The 16,688-nt window shown below is 47.7% G+C and carries 17 protein-coding genes; all 17 read right to left on the minus strand.

The features are described from left to right. Nucleotides 1–103: 103 nt before the first annotated feature. Complete coding sequence (locus tag BBA02S_RS05930) at nt 104–1,081, minus strand: 5-oxoprolinase subunit C family protein (RefSeq protein WP_041113709.1); 978 nt, start codon at nt 1,079–1,081, stop codon at nt 104–106. Next, on the minus strand, nt 1,082–1,966 hold the full coding sequence (locus BBA02S_RS05935) for a 5-oxoprolinase subunit B family protein (protein WP_041095561.1): 885 nt from the start codon (nt 1,964–1,966) through the stop codon (nt 1,082–1,084). Between the two features lie 14 nt (nt 1,967–1,980). Then, a complete protein-coding gene (locus BBA02S_RS05940) occupies nt 1,981–4,032 on the minus strand; it encodes a sigma 54-interacting transcriptional regulator (protein ID WP_041113708.1) in 2,052 nt (683 codons plus the stop codon). A gap of 50 nt (nt 4,033–4,082) precedes the next feature. After that, nucleotides 4,083–4,718: a nucleotidyltransferase family protein gene (locus tag BBA02S_RS05945; RefSeq protein WP_041095563.1), complete on the minus strand. Its 636-nt coding sequence runs from the start codon at nt 4,716–4,718 to the stop codon at nt 4,083–4,085. A 28-nt stretch (nt 4,719–4,746) separates the two neighbouring features. After that, nucleotides 4,747–5,547 (minus strand): XdhC family protein, encoded by an 801-nt coding sequence (locus BBA02S_RS05950; protein WP_231557179.1) that lies wholly within the window; start codon nt 5,545–5,547, stop codon nt 4,747–4,749. Then, nucleotides 5,525–5,902 (minus strand): XdhC family protein, encoded by a 378-nt coding sequence (locus BBA02S_RS21255; RefSeq protein WP_231557178.1) that lies wholly within the window; start codon nt 5,900–5,902, stop codon nt 5,525–5,527. Before BBA02S_RS21255 ends, BBA02S_RS05950 begins: the two co-directional genes overlap by 23 nt. A 5-nt stretch (nt 5,903–5,907) precedes the next feature. Beyond that, nucleotides 5,908–7,113, minus strand: coding sequence for a vWA domain-containing protein (locus BBA02S_RS05955; protein WP_041095564.1), 1,206 nt, complete (start codon nt 7,111–7,113; stop codon nt 5,908–5,910). A 36-nt stretch (nt 7,114–7,149) separates the two neighbouring features. Then, nucleotides 7,150–7,974, minus strand: a complete 825-nt coding sequence (locus BBA02S_RS05960; protein WP_231557177.1) for an AAA family ATPase — start codon at nt 7,972–7,974, stop codon at nt 7,150–7,152. Nucleotides 7,975–8,111: 137 nt separating this feature from the next. After that, nucleotides 8,112–8,969 (minus strand): FAD binding domain-containing protein, encoded by an 858-nt coding sequence (locus BBA02S_RS05965; RefSeq protein WP_041095566.1) that lies wholly within the window; start codon nt 8,967–8,969, stop codon nt 8,112–8,114. Next, nucleotides 8,970–11,315: a xanthine dehydrogenase family protein molybdopterin-binding subunit gene (locus BBA02S_RS05970; protein ID WP_041113706.1), complete on the minus strand. Its 2,346-nt coding sequence runs from the start codon at nt 11,313–11,315 to the stop codon at nt 8,970–8,972. Beyond that, nucleotides 11,308–11,853 carry a (2Fe-2S)-binding protein gene (locus BBA02S_RS05975; protein ID WP_041095568.1) on the minus strand — a complete coding sequence of 182 codons (546 nt, stop codon included), beginning with the start codon at nt 11,851–11,853 and terminating at the stop codon, nt 11,308–11,310. Before BBA02S_RS05975 ends, BBA02S_RS05970 begins: the two co-directional genes overlap by 8 nt. 27 nt (nt 11,854–11,880) lie before the next feature. After that, nucleotides 11,881–12,333 (minus strand): SRPBCC family protein, encoded by a 453-nt coding sequence (locus BBA02S_RS05980; protein ID WP_041095569.1) that lies wholly within the window; start codon nt 12,331–12,333, stop codon nt 11,881–11,883. A 32-nt stretch (nt 12,334–12,365) separates the two neighbouring features. Next, nucleotides 12,366–13,133, minus strand: a complete 768-nt coding sequence (locus BBA02S_RS05985; RefSeq protein WP_041113705.1) for a LamB/YcsF family protein — start codon at nt 13,131–13,133, stop codon at nt 12,366–12,368. A 12-nt stretch (nt 13,134–13,145) separates the two neighbouring features. Continuing rightward, complete coding sequence (locus BBA02S_RS05990) at nt 13,146–14,492, minus strand: acetyl-CoA carboxylase biotin carboxylase subunit (RefSeq protein ID WP_041095571.1); 1,347 nt, start codon at nt 14,490–14,492, stop codon at nt 13,146–13,148. 30 nt (nt 14,493–14,522) lie between these two features. After that, entirely contained in the window at nt 14,523–14,774 is a 252-nt protein-coding gene (locus BBA02S_RS05995) for an acetyl-CoA carboxylase (RefSeq protein WP_041113704.1), read from the minus strand. 11 nt (nt 14,775–14,785) lie between these two features. After that, nucleotides 14,786–15,763, minus strand: coding sequence for a 5-oxoprolinase subunit C family protein (locus tag BBA02S_RS06000; RefSeq protein WP_041113703.1), 978 nt, complete (start codon nt 15,761–15,763; stop codon nt 14,786–14,788). Further along, nucleotides 15,760–16,629 (minus strand): 5-oxoprolinase subunit B family protein, encoded by an 870-nt coding sequence (locus BBA02S_RS06005; protein WP_041113702.1) that lies wholly within the window; start codon nt 16,627–16,629, stop codon nt 15,760–15,762. Before BBA02S_RS06005 ends, BBA02S_RS06000 begins: the two co-directional genes overlap by 4 nt. Nucleotides 16,630–16,688 lie beyond the last annotated feature (59 nt).

Genomic DNA, 16,688 nt, shown 5'->3' on the forward strand with positions numbered 1-16,688 from the left:
TCGACATACTGACCTGCCTCCAGTTGGAGACAGGCGTTTTGTTTTATTTAATAAAGAGCGGCGTATTTGCTTCTTTCCCATTCGCTCTTTTAAAGACAGGTCACTACCTTTTTATCATCGCTTCGATTTTACTAATTTTTTCCCGGCGTTCCCTGCGCGCTTCTACAGCCTGGTCAATAGTGACGGCGATAAAGCGGCAGTGTGAATGCGGCCTGGATTGAGCGATGAGATCCAAATCCTGGCTGATTACGGTGCCAACAGTGACAAATCCCCCGCCAGTTGCCGTGTCGTTATGCAGCACGATCAGCTCTTCTTCGTTCGGGAACATGATAGAGCCGATTGGATAGGCAAAATCCACAACATTGGAAAAGCTGTGGCCGGCGCCAAATGGAGGGCTTTGCTGGGTTAAGGACACTTTCGCCCCGGTATAACGGTACGCGACCCTGTTCGATTCAGGAGACATTTTCCATTCAGAGTTTAAAAAGTCCTTTAACCCTTGGTCACTTAGCAAATAACCGGATAGTCCGAGCGTCATTCTCAGCTCTTGGAAAGAATCAAATGATGGGGTGAATTCGAGAGGGACAGATTTCCCCACCTGCTTGAGCGCTCCCGGCAACGGTTCATTGATTGCCAATTCATCACCGGCTGCCAGCTTTCTCCCTTGAAACCCGCCAATCTTGCTCGTTTCATAGGTAGACTTGCTGCCAAACACTTCGTCTACTTGAATCCCTCCTGACACACAGAGATAGCCTTTTACTCCTTTCAGGCATTCTTTAACCGTAAGAATATCCCCCTCCTTCACTTGAATGGCCTCCCAAAAGGGAATGAGCTGATGATTTAAATAGGCTTTCATCGGAGCGCCTGTTAACGCAATAATTGTATTTTTCCCAAATTCCATCTCCCCGCCGACCAATGTCATTTCCAAGGCTGCAAATTCAGCCGGATTGCCGACAAGAAGATTTCCAATGATAAATGAATATTTATCAGCCGCTCCTGAAGGGGGAACACCGAGATGATACTTCCCTACACGCCCCATATCTTGTACGGTTGTCCATAAACCCGGGCTTTTTATTTTAATCATTTAAAAATCCCCCATTAATTCATACATATACTCTTTTCCCTTTGCCATATACTCCATTGGAGAAAGATCAATTTCTTTCATTTTGTACCGGTACCGGCCACTTTGCACTTCTTCTTCAATGGAAGTATATTCCGATTCATTGACCGGTCTGTATTTCCAGATGTCTCCCGGGCGTGCCAGGAAAGAAGTATCCTTCAGATCAATAAGCTGGTTTGACAAATCAACGACCGGCACAGCAGACATACCGATTAACTGATAACTGCCGGTTCCCTTTACAGGATAAATAACGTTAAAAGCCCCGCCGATCGCTACGCTTCTTTCCGGCGTATCCGTCCGTGGACTCTTATATTTAGGAGCCTGGATGATTTCATCAGGCTTGACTCCTAATGGAAAGTGCCAGGCAGTCCCCGGTAAAAAGCCGACCATCGTAATTAAGTAAGGAGCGCTTGAGTGCCTGTCAATGAAAGCTTCTTTATCAGTAAAGCCGTTTAACTTCATCACATAATCAAAATTAGAAAGCTTCGGTTCCTGATGGCGGCTGCTGAAACGCCGGGAATATTCTCTAGTAATCGGGTCATCATACCAAATCGGAATTTCCACCATTCGTACCGATAAGCCAAGTGCTGCCGGATCACTTTTCGTAAAATCAATTTCTTTTAGATAATCAACGAGATCTCTGGCGGAGATAACGTCCGGATTGTAACGGACTAAATAGGAAGCATTCGAGGAAACAATATCAATAATCCCAGGGATATTTCTTCTCCTTAATTCTTCTGTCACAGCCAAGGCTTTAAAGTTGCTTTCCGCTCTCATGTCCCGGGAAATTTCTGCATAAATATATTCATCGCCACAAAAATGAAAATTCGTTTCAGGCAGGTTAAACAATCGGCTCCACCTCTTTATTCTTTCAGCTTTTTCATCCGCCTGCTTATCGTTGCCGGGCTGACTCCCAGCACTTCTGACAATTTAGCAGCGGTTCCATACTTCTGCATGCCGCGAATAATCAATTGATTTTCCAGCTGCTCTACCGCTTCTTTCAGCGGCATAATTTCAAACACAAATGGCGGCTTTTCTCTTTTCTGCCTGTCTCCATAAAGGGATGTAATAACATTTTCCCGATGAATCCATTCATCTTTACTCAAGACGATTAATCTTTCAATGATATTTTGGAGTTCCCGCACATTCCCCGGCCAATCATATGTTTCCAACACTTCAATCGCTTCAGGAGTAAAGCTTTTCTTGATTTCATACATTTGCTTAAACTGCTCTAGAAAGAAGATGGCCAACGGAAAAATATCTTCTTTCCTTTCCCTGAGCGGGGGAATTTCAAAAGGAATGACATTTAACCGGTAATACAGATCCTCTCTAAAAACACCTTCCTCAACCATTTGCTGCAAATTCTTGTTGGTCGCTGTAATCACCCTGACGTCCACGGCTATCGTACGGGTACCGCCCACTCTGGTGATCTCTCTTTCCTGCAGCACCCGCAGCAGCTTTACCTGCATGGTGAGAGGAAGCTCACCAATTTCATCGAGAAAGATCGTTCCGTTGTGGGCAATTTCAAACAGACCTGCTTTTCCATTTCTGTCAGCCCCGGTGAACGCTCCCTTTTCGTATCCAAACAACTCGCTTTCAATTAATTGTTCCGGGATCGCTCCGCAGTTTACCCGGATAAACGCTTGTTCCTTTCGAGCGCTCTCGGAATGGATCTTATGGGCGAATATTTCCTTGCCCACTCCCGATTCACCTTCAAGCAAAACGGTAGAGTTTAACTGCGCCACCCGCTGCAATTCAGCCCGCAAATTTTCTATTTTTTGCGACCGGTATACGAGCTTCTTCCCTCTAATATGAATGGAGGCAAGCTTATCCGTTATATCGGCCGCTTCAGCGCTCTTGGAAGAAGAACGCTCCTCGCGGTTATGTGAAATATCTCTTGATAAAATAACCACTTTTTCAAGCTTTCCCTCATGATAAACAGGGGTAGCTACAGACCATACTCGTCTGCCGCCGCTTGCCTCCTGAAGCGCTGTTACCTTTTTCTTTTGCTGGATGCAGAGGTTAAATACATCTGGCTGAAACCTGTTCTTTTCCGTAAATTCACTGATATATTTACCGATAATTTTTTCTGGCTTATCCACTTTCCAAAAATTGCTCAAAAAGAGGCCAGCCACCCGAATGATTTTTCCATTTTCATCAATAACGAGGATTTGCTCTTGTGAAGAGGCGTAAACCGCCTGAAGATCGGAGTATAAATTGCGGACAAAATCAAGTTCTTGGACAGCCTCTTCAAACACTTCGCGTAAAAAAAACATGTGTACAAGGCCAGTGATTTTTCCGTTGATTCGCAGCGGGTAGAAGTTTCCGCTCATTTGCTTAAAATTAATGGAGCTGTTCAAGCTGACCAGCGTTTCTCCCTTCATCACCCGTTCAAGATCTTTATCAACCGTTAATAGCGCTTTGTAATTGCGGAAAAGCAAAAAGGAGCTGGGTATACCTAAGATGTTTTCCGCGGTTTCATTGATAAACTCGATTTCGTAATGGATATTGGTTCGAACGATACCCACTCCGGAGCCATGAAGCAGCTGGTTCAAATGCGTCAGTTTGAGTTCATTGATTTTACTTTTGGCTTCCTTGACAGTAATGTAGCCCATCACTTCTCTATCTAAATTTTCGCCTATAATCATGGAAATATTGTGGGAGAATTCAACAGCGGAAAGCTGGGGCACCCGCAAAATATCATCCTTGTAGGAAATTGGTTCGTGCAGCCCTTCTGATTGCGCAAGCTGTTCCATTATATGCTGCACCGTACAGTAACCGATAATGGTCCCCTCCCGCTCTACGAAAGCAGCGTCTGCTTTTCTTGCTGTAAGCAGCTGAATAACAGCTTCTAATGTGCTTTCCGTGTCGACCATTACATCAATCGGTTTGAGAATATCTTTCCAAATAATCAAGGTACCCCTCCTGTTCCTACAAAAAGCACTGTTTCACCCATTATAATATATTATTTATTTAAAATATTCAGTTTAATCGCTTGTTTTTTTGCTTCTTTATAATCTTGAGGAGTATCAATATCGATTGCCGTCCCCTCATCTTTCACAGCCAAACACTTTTTAACGGCCAGGCGCTTAAAAATAGAACGGGCTCCTTGATCGCCATACATGCCGGCAAACAGACTCTCCTCTATTCTTCCCAAAAATACCGGATGTCCGGGAATCTCCTTGTATAACGGCCGAATCATAAAAGGCTCAAGCTGTTCATGAACCATTCTGGTGCCGCTTTCATAAATGGCCTGAATGGTTTGTTTTGAGATAAACGGAAGATCTCCTAGAAAGATCATTACATTGGAATCTGCAGGTGTAAGCTGCTGAATTCCGACTGTCAGCGACGAGCTCTGGCCCAGGCGGTAGTCTTGATTAATCACCCATTGAAACCGGCTGTCTACCACATGGATCTGCTCTTGGATAGCAGCTGCCTCGTGTCCAATCACAGCGATCACTTTAGTAAACCTCTCTTCCAGCACCCGATCAATAACATGTGCCAGCATGCAATGTTCCCCTATCGGCAAAAGCTGCTTTATTTGGCCCATTCTTGATGACAGCCCGGCAGCCAGAATGATTGCGCACACATTTTCAGTCATAGCTCTCCGCCTCTTCCAAAAAAATAAATTATGATTGGGCCAGCTGGTGGATGTGCATGGAATTGTGCAAAAATCCGCCTGTATGTCCATTTTTCACAGCAATAATTTCTCCTAAAACACTAATGGCAATTTCTTCGGCTCCACTGGCGCCAATATCAAGGCCAACAGGGCTGTACATCCGTTCAAGCTGGCTATTCTCAAATCGAACCCCTTCCTTTTCAATCGCTTCCAGCATTCGAATGCGGCGGGAACGCGGGCCAAGTACGCCTATGTACGGGGCTTTGGAAGGCAGGACGAATTTGAGCGTTTCCTGATCTTTCTCGAGGTGATGGTTCATAACGATGATATACGTTCGGCTGTCAATGAAAAGCCGTTCAGCAAACTTTGCCGTTTCAGCAATGATCCTTGTCGCACCAGGGAACCGCTCTTCACTATTATAAAACGGGCGCTGATCCACAACAACTGTGTGAAAGCCCAATGAAGCTCCGTACTTAGCAACAGGAATAGCATCATGTCCGGCACCGAAAATCATCAATTTCAGCGGCGGAATATACACATCCATAAATACGGATACCTCCTTTTTCTCGGCATTGTGCAGCCCCTTCGTCTGAGGCTTGGGATTTGATTCATTTAACTTCTTTGCGGCCACAAGAAGAGCTTGAGCGTCCAATGCCGAATCACCAAGTGTTCCTATAGCCTGCCCATCTTTGGGGATAAATAAGCGGCCCGGCGGCCCGGCTTCTCTCGTTTGCAAAACTGTCGCCAATACGCCTTCCCGCTTTTCCTCAATACAATCAAGCCAAGCATCAAAAGCAAGTTGCTGAGGCATCTTCATTCCCCGCTTTCTTGTTTGCCGGCTGATGATCCGGAACCGGCTCAATGTAAATTTCTACTGTGCCCGGACAGCCGAGCCCCAGCCCCCAAACAACGTCTTCATCCATGGCATATGTTTTTAATGCCGGAACACCAGACTCGATGACTTGCTTGGCCGCTTCGGCAACATCTGCTTCTAAGCAGCCTCCTGAAATCATTCCCGTAATGTTTTCATGTTCATCTACAAGCATCTTTGCTCCTTCCCGCCGATAGGCAGATCCATACACACGGACAACGGTAGCAAGCGCCGATTTTCGTCCAGCTTCCCGGGCTTCTTGAATGGCTTCTATTACTAAAAGATTTTCTGACATTGCTTTCACCTCCGGATCGTCATCGTTCTAGCTAACCTCTCAAACTCTTCGGGACTTTGAGCTTCTGAAAATATATCAATATACGGAAGCGCAGCTTTCATTCCCCTTGCTTCAGGTTGATATCCGTTGATCTTCAGCAGCGGATTCAGCCAGACCACAGCTGAAGCTCTTTGCTTGATCTCTTTCATCGCCCGCGGCAAATAGGCCATATCCCCTGTATCCAGTCCATCGCTTACAATGACAACGACGGTTTCTTTCCGCAGCATGCGAGCGCCATATTGCTGAATAAACGAAAATAGCGATTCGCCAATGCGCGTTCCCCCGCCCCACTCATTTTCAAATACGGTCAGCACTGGCAGTTGTCCGCGTTTGCCGTTTTTCAGTTGCGAGGTGACTCTCTTCAGCTTTGTTGCAAAAAGAAAAACTTCCACATGACGGGTACATGCGGTCAGCGCATAAGCAAACGGCAAAAATTGATCAGCATAGGGTGACATAGAGCGGCTGCCATCACACAACAAAACAAATCGGGCATTTGTTTTGTCTCTTCCTTTCCAGACAGGCTTGATGGGAAAACCGCCTGTTTGCAAGCTATTCCGCCATGTTCGCCTGCCGTCCAGCTGCCGGCCTTTTTTCCTGGCTGCCAAGCGCCGTGCCTGCTTTAACTGCACCTGCCTCACGAGCTTTCTCGCCGCCTTTTTCATCTTCGAAAGCTGGCTTGATGAAATATATATGTGCCGCTTCTTGGGACGTTGGCTGGCTGTTCTTGAAGCGAACCAATTAAATGCCGTCTCCTTCTCTCCATCCGCTGCCTTCTGTTCTGCCTCTCCCAGTTTGCTTACAGAGTCGGCCTCTGCAGATCCGTTCATCCCTTCGTTCCCGCAGCCTGTTTGGGCAGCTCCTTCCGCACTTGTTTCTGTTGCCGTTCCTCTTGCTCCATCACCTTCCGGATTTTCTGAAGCTAGCCAAGGAACAGAGGCTTGGCTTTTGTCTGTTGTCACAAAAAACAATTGAAACGCTTCATCAAACAAACCCTGTTCTTCCTTGCTCGAACAAAGAACAATCTTCAACGCCAGTTGAAATTGCTCACGCTTGCTTATATCAACGAAACTTAATGCCCGCAGACTGTCCTCTATTTCTTTTAATCCGATGACAAAGCCTTGTGACCGCAAGTAACGGCAAAAAGCGGATACGCGTCTAGAAATATGATCCATTTCAAACACCTGCCTCTTCGTTGAACAGCTTTCAGGCTACAATTGTATAAGAATGCCGCTTTCTATCGCCTCCTTGACAGCTTCCCAGTCTTCCCGGTCCTTAATGAAACAGCCTAGCGTCTCTTGAACCGCTTCTTTGCTTAATTCATTGTAATGAAGCAGCAGGAGTGCTTCCGCCCAATCAATACTTTCAGCTACTCCCGGCGCTTTGTGCAAAGGCATGCGCCTGAGTTCCTCCATCATACCGGCTATTTGAGCAGCAAGCCGTTCGTTAATGGACGGCAGCCTGGCTTGAAGAATAGCCGCCTCTTTTTGAAAATCCGGATAGTCAATCCATTGATATAAGCACCTTCTTCTTAAGGCGTCACTCAGCTCCCGTGTGCGGTTAGACGTTAAGATAACATACGGGCGATGCTTAGCCCGGATAGTGCCTAGCTCTGGAATCGTCATTTGAAATTCCGCCAGCATCTCTAAGAGAAAAGCTTCAAATTCCTCATCCGCCCGGTCCACTTCATCTATCAATAAAACCGGCGGCTGCCTTTCTTCTGTCAGCGCCTGGAGCAAGGGACGGGACAACAAGAAGGAATCACTGAAAATGGCCGCTTCCTTTTCAGCAAGTGCGGCTCCTTCCTTCTCCATCAGGCGAATGTGGAGCATTTGCTTTGCATAATTCCATTCATATAGGGCGCTGGCAACATCCAAGCCTTCATAACATTGCAGACGGATCAGCCGGGTATTCAAGGATTGAGCCAGTACCTTGGCCATTTCCGTTTTCCCGACTCCCGCCGGCCCTTCGATCAGCAAAGGCTTTCGCAATGCCTGAACCAAATGCAAGGCCGCAGCTGCCGGCTGGTCAGTCACATAGCCGTTTTGAAGAAAAATCTCTTCTATCGATTGCCTGCTAGTACTGATGCGAATCCCTCCTGTTCATCAGAAAAAAGAAAATACAGGGGCCTGTCCATGGAAGAACCGGTCCCCTCTTTTTTTATCGTTCTTAATTATAAAAGGATGGAGCGCAGCGCCCGCTCCGTATATACCTTGCACAAGTTTTCCCGATACTCTGCGGAAGCAAATAAGTCACTGCCCATTTCACCTTCTTCAGCAGCAAGCCTGGCTGCCTCCCGGATCATCTTTTCTGATGGCTTTTGCCCCAATAAGGTCTGTTCAACAGACTCCGCTCGAAAAGCTACATCTCCAACACCGGTAAGAGCTACTTTAATATAATCAATCGCTCCTGCCTTATCTGTTCCGGCCATCGCCGCTACTCCTACTACCGGATAGCCGGAGGCCGGGTGGAAATATTTCAGATAAACAGATTTTGCATGGGATGGAGGAATAGAGAATGAAACGCCCGTCACAAGACTATTTTCAGGAAGCATAGTAATTAACGGCCCGATAATAAAGCTGTCCACGCTCATTCTTTCTTCGCCGTCTTCCCCCTGAATTATGATTTCGGCATCGAGCGCGAAAGCAGCAGCTGGCAAGTCAGCAGCCGGATCAGCATGAGCGAGATTACCGCCAATGGTTCCGCGGTTACGGATTTGCAAATCGCCAATCTGACTGGCTGTATCAGCAAGAAGCGGAACGTGTGCTTGAATAAGCGGATGCTTGGAGGCGTCATGGTGGGTTACTAAAGCCCCTACAATAAGCCGCTCTCCTTCTACTTTTACTTCCTTCAATTGATCGATCCGGCTAATATCAATTAAAACATCCGGCTCCGTTAGTCTGAATTTCATAAGCGGCAGCAGGCTATGCCCGCCGGCAATTACCTTGCCCGTTCCGTCGCTGTCTTGCATCAGCTTAATAGCCTGGTCGACTGTTGCAGCATGAACATAATCAAATTTAACAGGTATCAATCAATTCCCCTCCCCTTCTTGAATGACCCGCCATACTTTTTCAGGAGTCAGCGGCATATCAATGTCTTTCACTCCATACGGCTTCAGGGCATCCATGACTGCATTCATGACAGCCGGAATAGAAGCGGTTGTTCCGGTTTCCCCTACTCCCTTGGCACCAAGAGGATTCACTGGGGACGGCGTTTCTGTAAATGACGATTCAATAGGCGGGAAAAAGCGAGCTTTAGGCAAGGTATAGTCCATCAGTGTACCGGATAAGAGTTGTCCTTCGCTGCTGTAAACCGCTCCCTCCCAAAGAGCCTGGCCCACTCCTTGGGCAATGCCGCCATGAACTTGCCCTTCTGCCGTCAGCGGATTGATCACGCGTCCGACATCATCCACGCAAACATAACGCTTCATTTGAATTTCACCGGTCTCCTTATCCACCTCTACAACCACAATATGGGTGCCAAACGGATACACAAAGTTTTCCGGATCGAAGAACGATTGGGCTTCGAGAGAGGGCTCCATTCCTTCCGGCAAGTTCCAAGCCATGTTAGCTGCTTTCGCAATCTCTTGGAATGTGCGCTGCTGTCCCGGCACCCCTTTCACCTGAAAGATACCGCTTTCAAAAATAATGTCGTCTGCTGCCGCTTCTAATTCGTGAGCCGCAATTTTCTTAGCTTTTTCCACCACGCGATCAGCCGCAATCGCTACTGCTGCGCCGCCGACAGGCGTTGAACGGGAACCGTACGTGCCCCAGCTCATGGAAATCGCTCTTGTGTCACTAAACACTAATTCAATATCGTCCATTGGTATTCCCAGCTTGTCCGCCACAATTTGGCCAAATGTCGTCGCATGTCCTTGACCATGCGGGGAGGTTCCCGAATACACCGTTACTTTCCCTGACGGATGGACGCGCACCGTCGAATTTTCCCAGACACCGCCTTGGAACCCGATAGCTCCCGCCACTTTAGAAGGGCCGAATCCGCATAGCTCCACATATGTGGAAATACCAACACCGATCAGCTTTCCTTGCTTGCGCATTTCCTCCTGTTCCTGGCGCAGCTGCTCGTAATTCACAATTTCAAGCGCTTTTTGGAGGGGCTTTTCATAGTCGCCGCTATCGTAAATGAGCCCTTGAGCATTCGTATAAGGAAACGCTTCTTTAGGGGCAAAGTTTTTCCTGCGCAGCTCCACCGGGTCCATGCCGATTTCTCGGGCATATAAATCAATGATCCGCTCAATTTGATACGTCGCTTCCGGCTTTCCCGCTCCCCGGTAGGCATCTGTCGGGGTGGTATTTGTATACACACCGAACGTTTCACAGGAAGCATGGGGAATGTCATAGGCTCCTGTAATCATGAGGCCGAAGTCAATGGTTGCTACTCCAGGGCCCATCGTTGACAAATAAGCGCCCAGGTTTGCTGTATTCTTCACGCGGATAGCTGTCAATGCGCCGTCACGCTGTCCATACAGCTCCACATCAATTACTTCATCCCGCCCTGCGTTGGAAGCAGTAAAATGTTCACTGCGCTGCTCAATCCATTTCACCGGCCTTCCTAAATCGCGGGCAGCATAGCCAATCAATGCTTCATCCGGGTAAACGCCGATTTTCCCGCCGAATCCGCCTCCCATATCCGGTGCGATGACGCGAAGCTTGGCCTCAGATATTCCAAGCACCCCTGATAAAACCATTCGATGAATGTGAGGGTTTTGGGAGGTGCACCATAAAGTTAATTCACCGCTCCCCGGATTATATTCCCCTATTGCTGCACGCGTCTCGATCGGACTCGGGAATACGCGCTGGACGTAAAAGCTTTCCCGCACAACTACTTCCGCGCTTTCAAGCACTTCGTCTGCTATTTCTCCGGCTTTCCAGTGGAGTGCGATATTGTGTTCAATATCATCGTGGACGAGCGGCGCTCCTTCTTGCATCGCTTCTTTCTGGCGGACCGCAGCCGGCAGCGCTTCATATTCAACATCAATGAGATCCAGCGCATCGCGAACAGCATACCGGTCTTCGGCAATGACTAGCGCCACTCCATCTCCAACGTAGCGCACACGGTCAATTGCGAGCGGATACTGCGGGGCTTCTTTTAAATTACAATCAGGCACAAGCCAGGAAGAAGGGATCGGACCTATTTTTCCTTCAAGATCTTTTCCGGTATACACGGCGACTACCTGCGGCAATTTCAGTGCCGCCTCTGCATTTATTTTTTTAATGTGGGCGTGGGCGTGCGGACTTCGCAAAATAGCGGCATGCAGCATGCCCGGCAATTGAATATCATCGGAAAAGCGGCCATTTCCTGTTAACAAACGCGGATCTTCTTTTCGCTTTAAAGGAGTGCCAACAACATTAGCCACGATGAGTCCCCTCCCCTACTAATTGACTGGCAGCCACTGCTTCCCCGTCCTTAGCTGCTGCTTCTGCCATGATCTTCGCTGCTTTTTGAACGGCACTTACAATAAACTGATAGCCGGTGCACCGGCAAATAACGCCTTCCATTCCTTCACGGATTTCTTCCTCACTCGGATTTGGATTTTCTTGGAGAAGTCCGATCATGGCCATCATGACACCAGGTGTGCAATAACCGCACTGCAGTCCATGTTCTTCCCAAAAGCTTTGCTGCATCGGATGCAGGTGATCAATCGTTCCCAGCCCTTCCACTGTTGTTAGCTCTGATTTATCAGCTTGTACAGCGAGCATGGTACACGATTTCACCGCAGCGCCATTAACCATAATCGTACAAGCCCCGCACTGGCTCGTATCACAACCGATATGAGTTCCCGTCAGGCCTAGATCATCACGAAGATAATGAACAAGCAACTTGCGCGGCTCTACCTCCGCGCTTCGTTCCTGCCCGTTAACAGTTACCGTTACTTTCCGATTCTCAATTGCCATTTGCGCACCCCCTGAATCATTTCAAGTTTAAAGCTTGGCTATTTCCTTCGTCTCCTTTTGGATATCTTTAAAAAACTGTCCCAATATTACTTTCGCCACTCCGCCCATCACGCGCTGTCCCATGGAAGCAAGAATACCCGTTACCTTTACCTCTGCGCAGCAAGTGAGCAGTGTTCCCTCGTCTGACTCCTCCAAGCTCATTTTCGCATCAGCATCAATTTCACCTGGCTTGCCCTTGCCTTCAAGAAGCAGGCGATAAGCCTCTGGCTCCTGCATATCCACTTGGCGGACAACACCTGTAAACCTTCCTTTAATCGGACCGATATTCAGACCCAGCTCAGCATTAAATACATTCTCCCCTGCCTCTTCAAATGATTGACACCCTGGCAGCGCCCGCTGCAGCACCTCCTTATTCTGAAGCGTTTTCCAAAGCAGTTCCCTTGAAACACCTTTAAAAGAATAAGAGTATTCAATATTCAACAGCGCGTCCCCCTTTTTTTGAATTTTCAGTTTTAGGAAATGATATTTTTAACTGGGACAATTTCAACGCCGCCGGCTTTTAAAGCAGCAACAATCGCTTTGGCCAGCTGCGGCGCCCCCGGTGTATCTCCATGGATGCAGATCGTTTCGGCTTGAATGGACACATCTTTGCCGTCGTGTGTAACCACCCGGCCTTCTTTTACCATGCGGACTACACGATTGGCCATGGCCTCATAATCGGCAATTTCCGAACCCCTTCTAGTAAGGACAATCGAGCCGCTTTCCGTATGCTCACGATCCGAATAAGCTTCTTTGGCAACCGGAACTCCCATTTTGACCGCCTCTTCATAAACCTCTGACTGATTAAGAGCAAAAATAATCATGTCCCTGTCTGCTTCATACACTGCTTCAAGAATGGAGCGGGCAAGCTGTTTGTCCTCCATTGCTTTCATAAAGAGGGCGCCATGAGGCTTGCAGTGCTGAATCTTCACATCAGCCGCCCGGCAAAATTCCCGCAAAGCCCCCAGTTGGTATGTCACATAATCTTTCACCTCAGCTGGCGTACAAGTCATGTACCGGCGGCCAAATCCCAGCAGATCTGGGAAAGCGGGGTGGGCGCCAATGCCGACGTTGTAATTTTTGGCAAGTTCTATTGTCCTTCGCATCACATGAGGATCACCGCCGTGAAAACCGCAGGCAATGTTGGCTGAAGTAATATATTGCATCATGTCTTCATCATTTCCCAGTTCGTAAAGCCCAAAGCTTTCCCCCATGTCGCAGTTCAAATCTACTTTATACATTCGCTTCACCCCCTAAGACAGAATCTTTGCTTTCTCCAAAAATTGCGTTGTATAATCTCCCTCTTCAAATTGTCTATTTTCCATAATAGAAGCAAGAAGGGCCAGGTTTGTTTGTAAGCCATGGACTTCCATTCCAGCCAGCGCTTGCTTCATCTTTTCAATCGCTTGAGCTCGGCTCGCTCCGTGAACGATTACTTTGCCGATCATTGGGTCATAAAAAGGGGAAACTACACTGCCCTCTGTCACACTAAAATCCAAGCGTACCCCTTCTTCAGGCAACTTCAGCTGTTCAATGGTGCCTGGTGACGGAAAGAAAGTCTTCGGATCCTCCGCATAAAGCCGGCATTCAATGGCGTGACCCGTCCGGCTGATTTGCTCCTGCCCAAGAGGAAGCTGCTGTCCGGCGGCTATTCTAAGCTGCCACTCTACTAAATCAATTCCCGTGATTTCTTCTGTGACCGGATGCTCTACCTGCAGTCGTGTATTCATTTCCAAGAAATAGAAATTTTTATTGTTATCAAAAATAAATTCCATTGTTCCAACATTTGTATAGCCAATCTCTTTTGCACCTTGGATGGCCGTTTCCAGCAGCTGCTCCCTAAGTGATTCATCCAGAAACGGAGAAGGGCTTTCTTCAACTACCTTTTGGTTTCGCCGTTGCACAGAGCATTCCCTCTCATATAAATGAACAACGTTCCCGAAATCATCCGCCGCTACTTGCACCTCAATATGCCGCGGATCAGAAATCCACTTTTCCAGAAAAACAGCCCCATCGTTGAAAAATGATTCGGCTTTTTGTATGGTCGAGTGGAAGGCTTTCTCAAGTTCTTCCTGGTTCTGCACAAGCTGCATGCCGATGCCGCCTCCGCCTGCGCTCGCCTTCAGCATCAGCGGATAGCCTAATTGATTGGCAATGGCTGCGGCCTCCTCCACCGAGTGAATTTGTCCATCTGAACCAGGGACAACCGGCACACCCGCTCTCTGCATATGATCTCTCGCTTCAAGCTTTGATCCCATGATCTTCATTACATCCGCTGAAGGACCAATAAATACGATGTTTTCCGCCTCGCAGCGCTCGGCAAACTGCGGATTTTCCGATAGGAAGCCATAGCCTGGATGAATCGCATCGGCCTTCGTTTGCTTGGCAGCCTGGATCACCTTCTCAATATCCAGATAGCTCTTTTTCGCTTGGGCCGGACCAACACAAACTGCTTCTGAAGCTTCGCTGACGAATGGCGCCTGGGCATCAGCTTCAGAGTATACGGCAACTGTTTCAATGCCGAGCCGTCGGCATGTCCGAATAATTCTTCTGGCAATTTCGCCTCTATTGGCAATTAATACTTTATTGAAATATGACATAGTTTTCCTCCACTAAAAAATTCGGCTTCTTTATCGTGCTGAAATAACAGCAATCTCTTGCCCCGCATCTAAAATATCTTCTTCGTTCACGAGAAAGCTTTCAAGCACCCCGTCGCTTTCTGCTTTAATCTCATAAAAGTTTTTCATCACCTCTACCAGACCAATGACATCACCGGCCTTGACGGCAGCTCCTTCGTGAATGAACACTTCCTTATCAGGAGCCGGTTTGCGGTAGAAGACTCCGGGAATTGGCGAAAGCACTTTATTTTTCTGATCTGACATGATAATTCCTCCTATAGCAGCTGTAATTGCTGTTTGATTTGCGCTAATTTATATGCATATTCTTTTCGGGCTTGTAAAGCGGTTTCAATATCGACAGCAACGAAGCGGACTTTCTCATTTGTTTTTACTTGAGCCATTTTATTCAAATCGGCACTGATAATGGTGCAGATTGTTGCATAGCCGCCGCCGGTTACAGCATCATTCAGCAAAGCAATTGGCTCCACGCCGTCAGGCACCTGGATCGAGCCGATCGGATAACCGAGGTCCACCACATTGGAAGGGTTGCTCCCCGCTCCAAACGGCTGCTCGCGTTCTACAAAACTTAAGCGTTCGCCTTTAAAACGATAGCCCACACGGTTTGCTTCTGCGGTCACTGTCCAATCAAGCGAAAAAAACCGCTCCTTGCTTTCCTCAGTCAGCCGGTAGCTGCATAAGCCGACGACTACCCGGATTTCATTCGTTTTCGAAAAAACCGGAATCAGGTCTTCCTGGATCCGCGTGCCGATTTTTACCCGCTGCTTGGCAGCTGATCCGATTTTTAATTCATCGCCGGCTTGAAGCGGACGTCCTTCCAAACCGCCAATGCCGCATAGCGTATACGTGGAGCGGGAGCCCATGATCAGCGGAACATCAATCCCGCCTGCTACCGCCAAATACACGCGGGCCCCTTGCTTGACAAAATCAAAAGACAGCTGGTCGCCAGCCTTGACAGCCAGCGTTTCCCACATAGGCACAAGCTCTCCATTGACTTTCGGCGGTATCTCGCCGCCCGTCAATGCAATCACGGCATCCTGCTGAAACTCCAGCACAGGACCCATATAAGTAATTTCGAGTGCTGCGGCATTTTCCTCGTTGCCTACGAGTACATTGGCCGCGGTAAATGAATATTTATCCATGGCGCCGGATGGCGGCATGCCAACCTCGTAATAACCGATTCTTCCATAATCTTGTACAGTTGTTTGCAAACCGGGCTGAATCACTTTAATCATGCGTACAATCCCCCCAGAACCTCATCTGAAAATGCTTTCGGGTTTTCCAGCACTTGCCGAGGCTTAAATGTGATTTCCCTTGTTAAATAGCGAAAGGTTCCATCTTCTACTTGCTTTTCAATCGCTTGGAATTCCTCCATCGTAATGCTGCGGTATCTGAAAATATCGCCTTGCCTTGGGAAAGTCATAGAATCTTTAAAGTCATATAAGCGCTGCTCCTTTTGGTAAATTGGAGCGGCTGCCACACCAAATAACTGATATCCCCCCGCCCCCTGCACCGGATAAATCACCGCAAAGGCCCCGCCAAATCCGAATGCTCTTTCAGGCGTATACGTACGCGGACGGACATATTTCGGCACCTCAATCTGCTGCTCGCGCGGCACCATCTGGTAACACCAAGGCAGCCCCGGAACAAACCCAATCATCGATACGAGATATGGATAATCTGTGATCGCTTGAATCAATTCTTCTTTTGAATCAAAGCCATTCACCCGGGCAGCATATTCTAAATCAGTAGAAGACGGGTCCTGATGCCGGTCTCTAAAGCGCATCAATGCTTCATTTGTCCATGGATCATCGAATAAAATCGGCACATCGACAATTCTTGAAGAAATATCAAAATCATCAACAGACACAGATTGCTCCAATTCTTTCAATTTTGAAATTAACTTGTCAGGATGGATTTCTTCCGGTTGAAAGCGGACCATATAGGAAGCATTTGAAGGACAAATATCCAATATTCCAGGCAGCCTTTCTTCTCTAAGCTGCTTTGTAATGGCCATAGCCTGAAAGTTAACTTCCAGACTCATAGATTCAGATAATTCAACAAAAATAAACTCATCGCCGCCATATTCATAACGGGTCATCCCCTTCACCTCACTCACTGAATTCTTTGCTCTTTCATGCACATGAATAAATGCAACTT

Origin of the sequence: Bacillus badius NBRC 15713, assembly GCF_001591605.1 — a bacterium.
Lineage (GTDB): Bacteria > Bacillota > Bacilli > Bacillales > Domibacillaceae > Pseudobacillus > Pseudobacillus badius.

What these genes read in the sequence shown, in the direction of transcription:
- BBA02S_RS06000 (WP_041113703.1), bottom strand. Translation starts at nt 15,763, where the DNA reads ATGATTAAAGTGATTCAGCCCGGTTTGCAAACAACTGTACAAGATTAT.
- BBA02S_RS05950 (WP_231557179.1), bottom strand. Translation starts at nt 5,547, where the DNA reads ATGCCTCAGCAACTTGCTTTTGATGCTTGGCTTGATTGTATTGAGGAA.
- BBA02S_RS05955 (WP_041095564.1), bottom strand. Translation starts at nt 7,113, where the DNA reads ATGGATCATATTTCTAGACGCGTATCCGCTTTTTGCCGTTACTTGCGG.
- BBA02S_RS06005 (WP_041113702.1), bottom strand. Translation starts at nt 16,629, where the DNA reads ATGACCCGTTATGAATATGGCGGCGATGAGTTTATTTTTGTTGAATTA.
- BBA02S_RS05930 (WP_041113709.1), bottom strand. Translation starts at nt 1,081, where the DNA reads ATGATTAAAATAAAAAGCCCGGGTTTATGGACAACCGTACAAGATATG.
- BBA02S_RS21255 (WP_231557178.1), bottom strand. Translation starts at nt 5,902, where the DNA reads ATGTCAGAAAATCTTTTAGTAATAGAAGCCATTCAAGAAGCCCGGGAA.
- BBA02S_RS05990 (WP_041095571.1), bottom strand. Translation starts at nt 14,492, where the DNA reads ATGTCATATTTCAATAAAGTATTAATTGCCAATAGAGGCGAAATTGCC.
- BBA02S_RS05975 (WP_041095568.1), bottom strand. Translation starts at nt 11,853, where the DNA reads ATGGCAATTGAGAATCGGAAAGTAACGGTAACTGTTAACGGGCAGGAA.
- BBA02S_RS05985 (WP_041113705.1), bottom strand. Translation starts at nt 13,133, where the DNA reads ATGTATAAAGTAGATTTGAACTGCGACATGGGGGAAAGCTTTGGGCTT.
- BBA02S_RS05995 (WP_041113704.1), bottom strand. Translation starts at nt 14,774, where the DNA reads ATGTCAGATCAGAAAAATAAAGTGCTTTCGCCAATTCCCGGAGTCTTC.
- BBA02S_RS05945 (WP_041095563.1), bottom strand. Translation starts at nt 4,718, where the DNA reads ATGACTGAAAATGTGTGCGCAATCATTCTGGCTGCCGGGCTGTCATCA.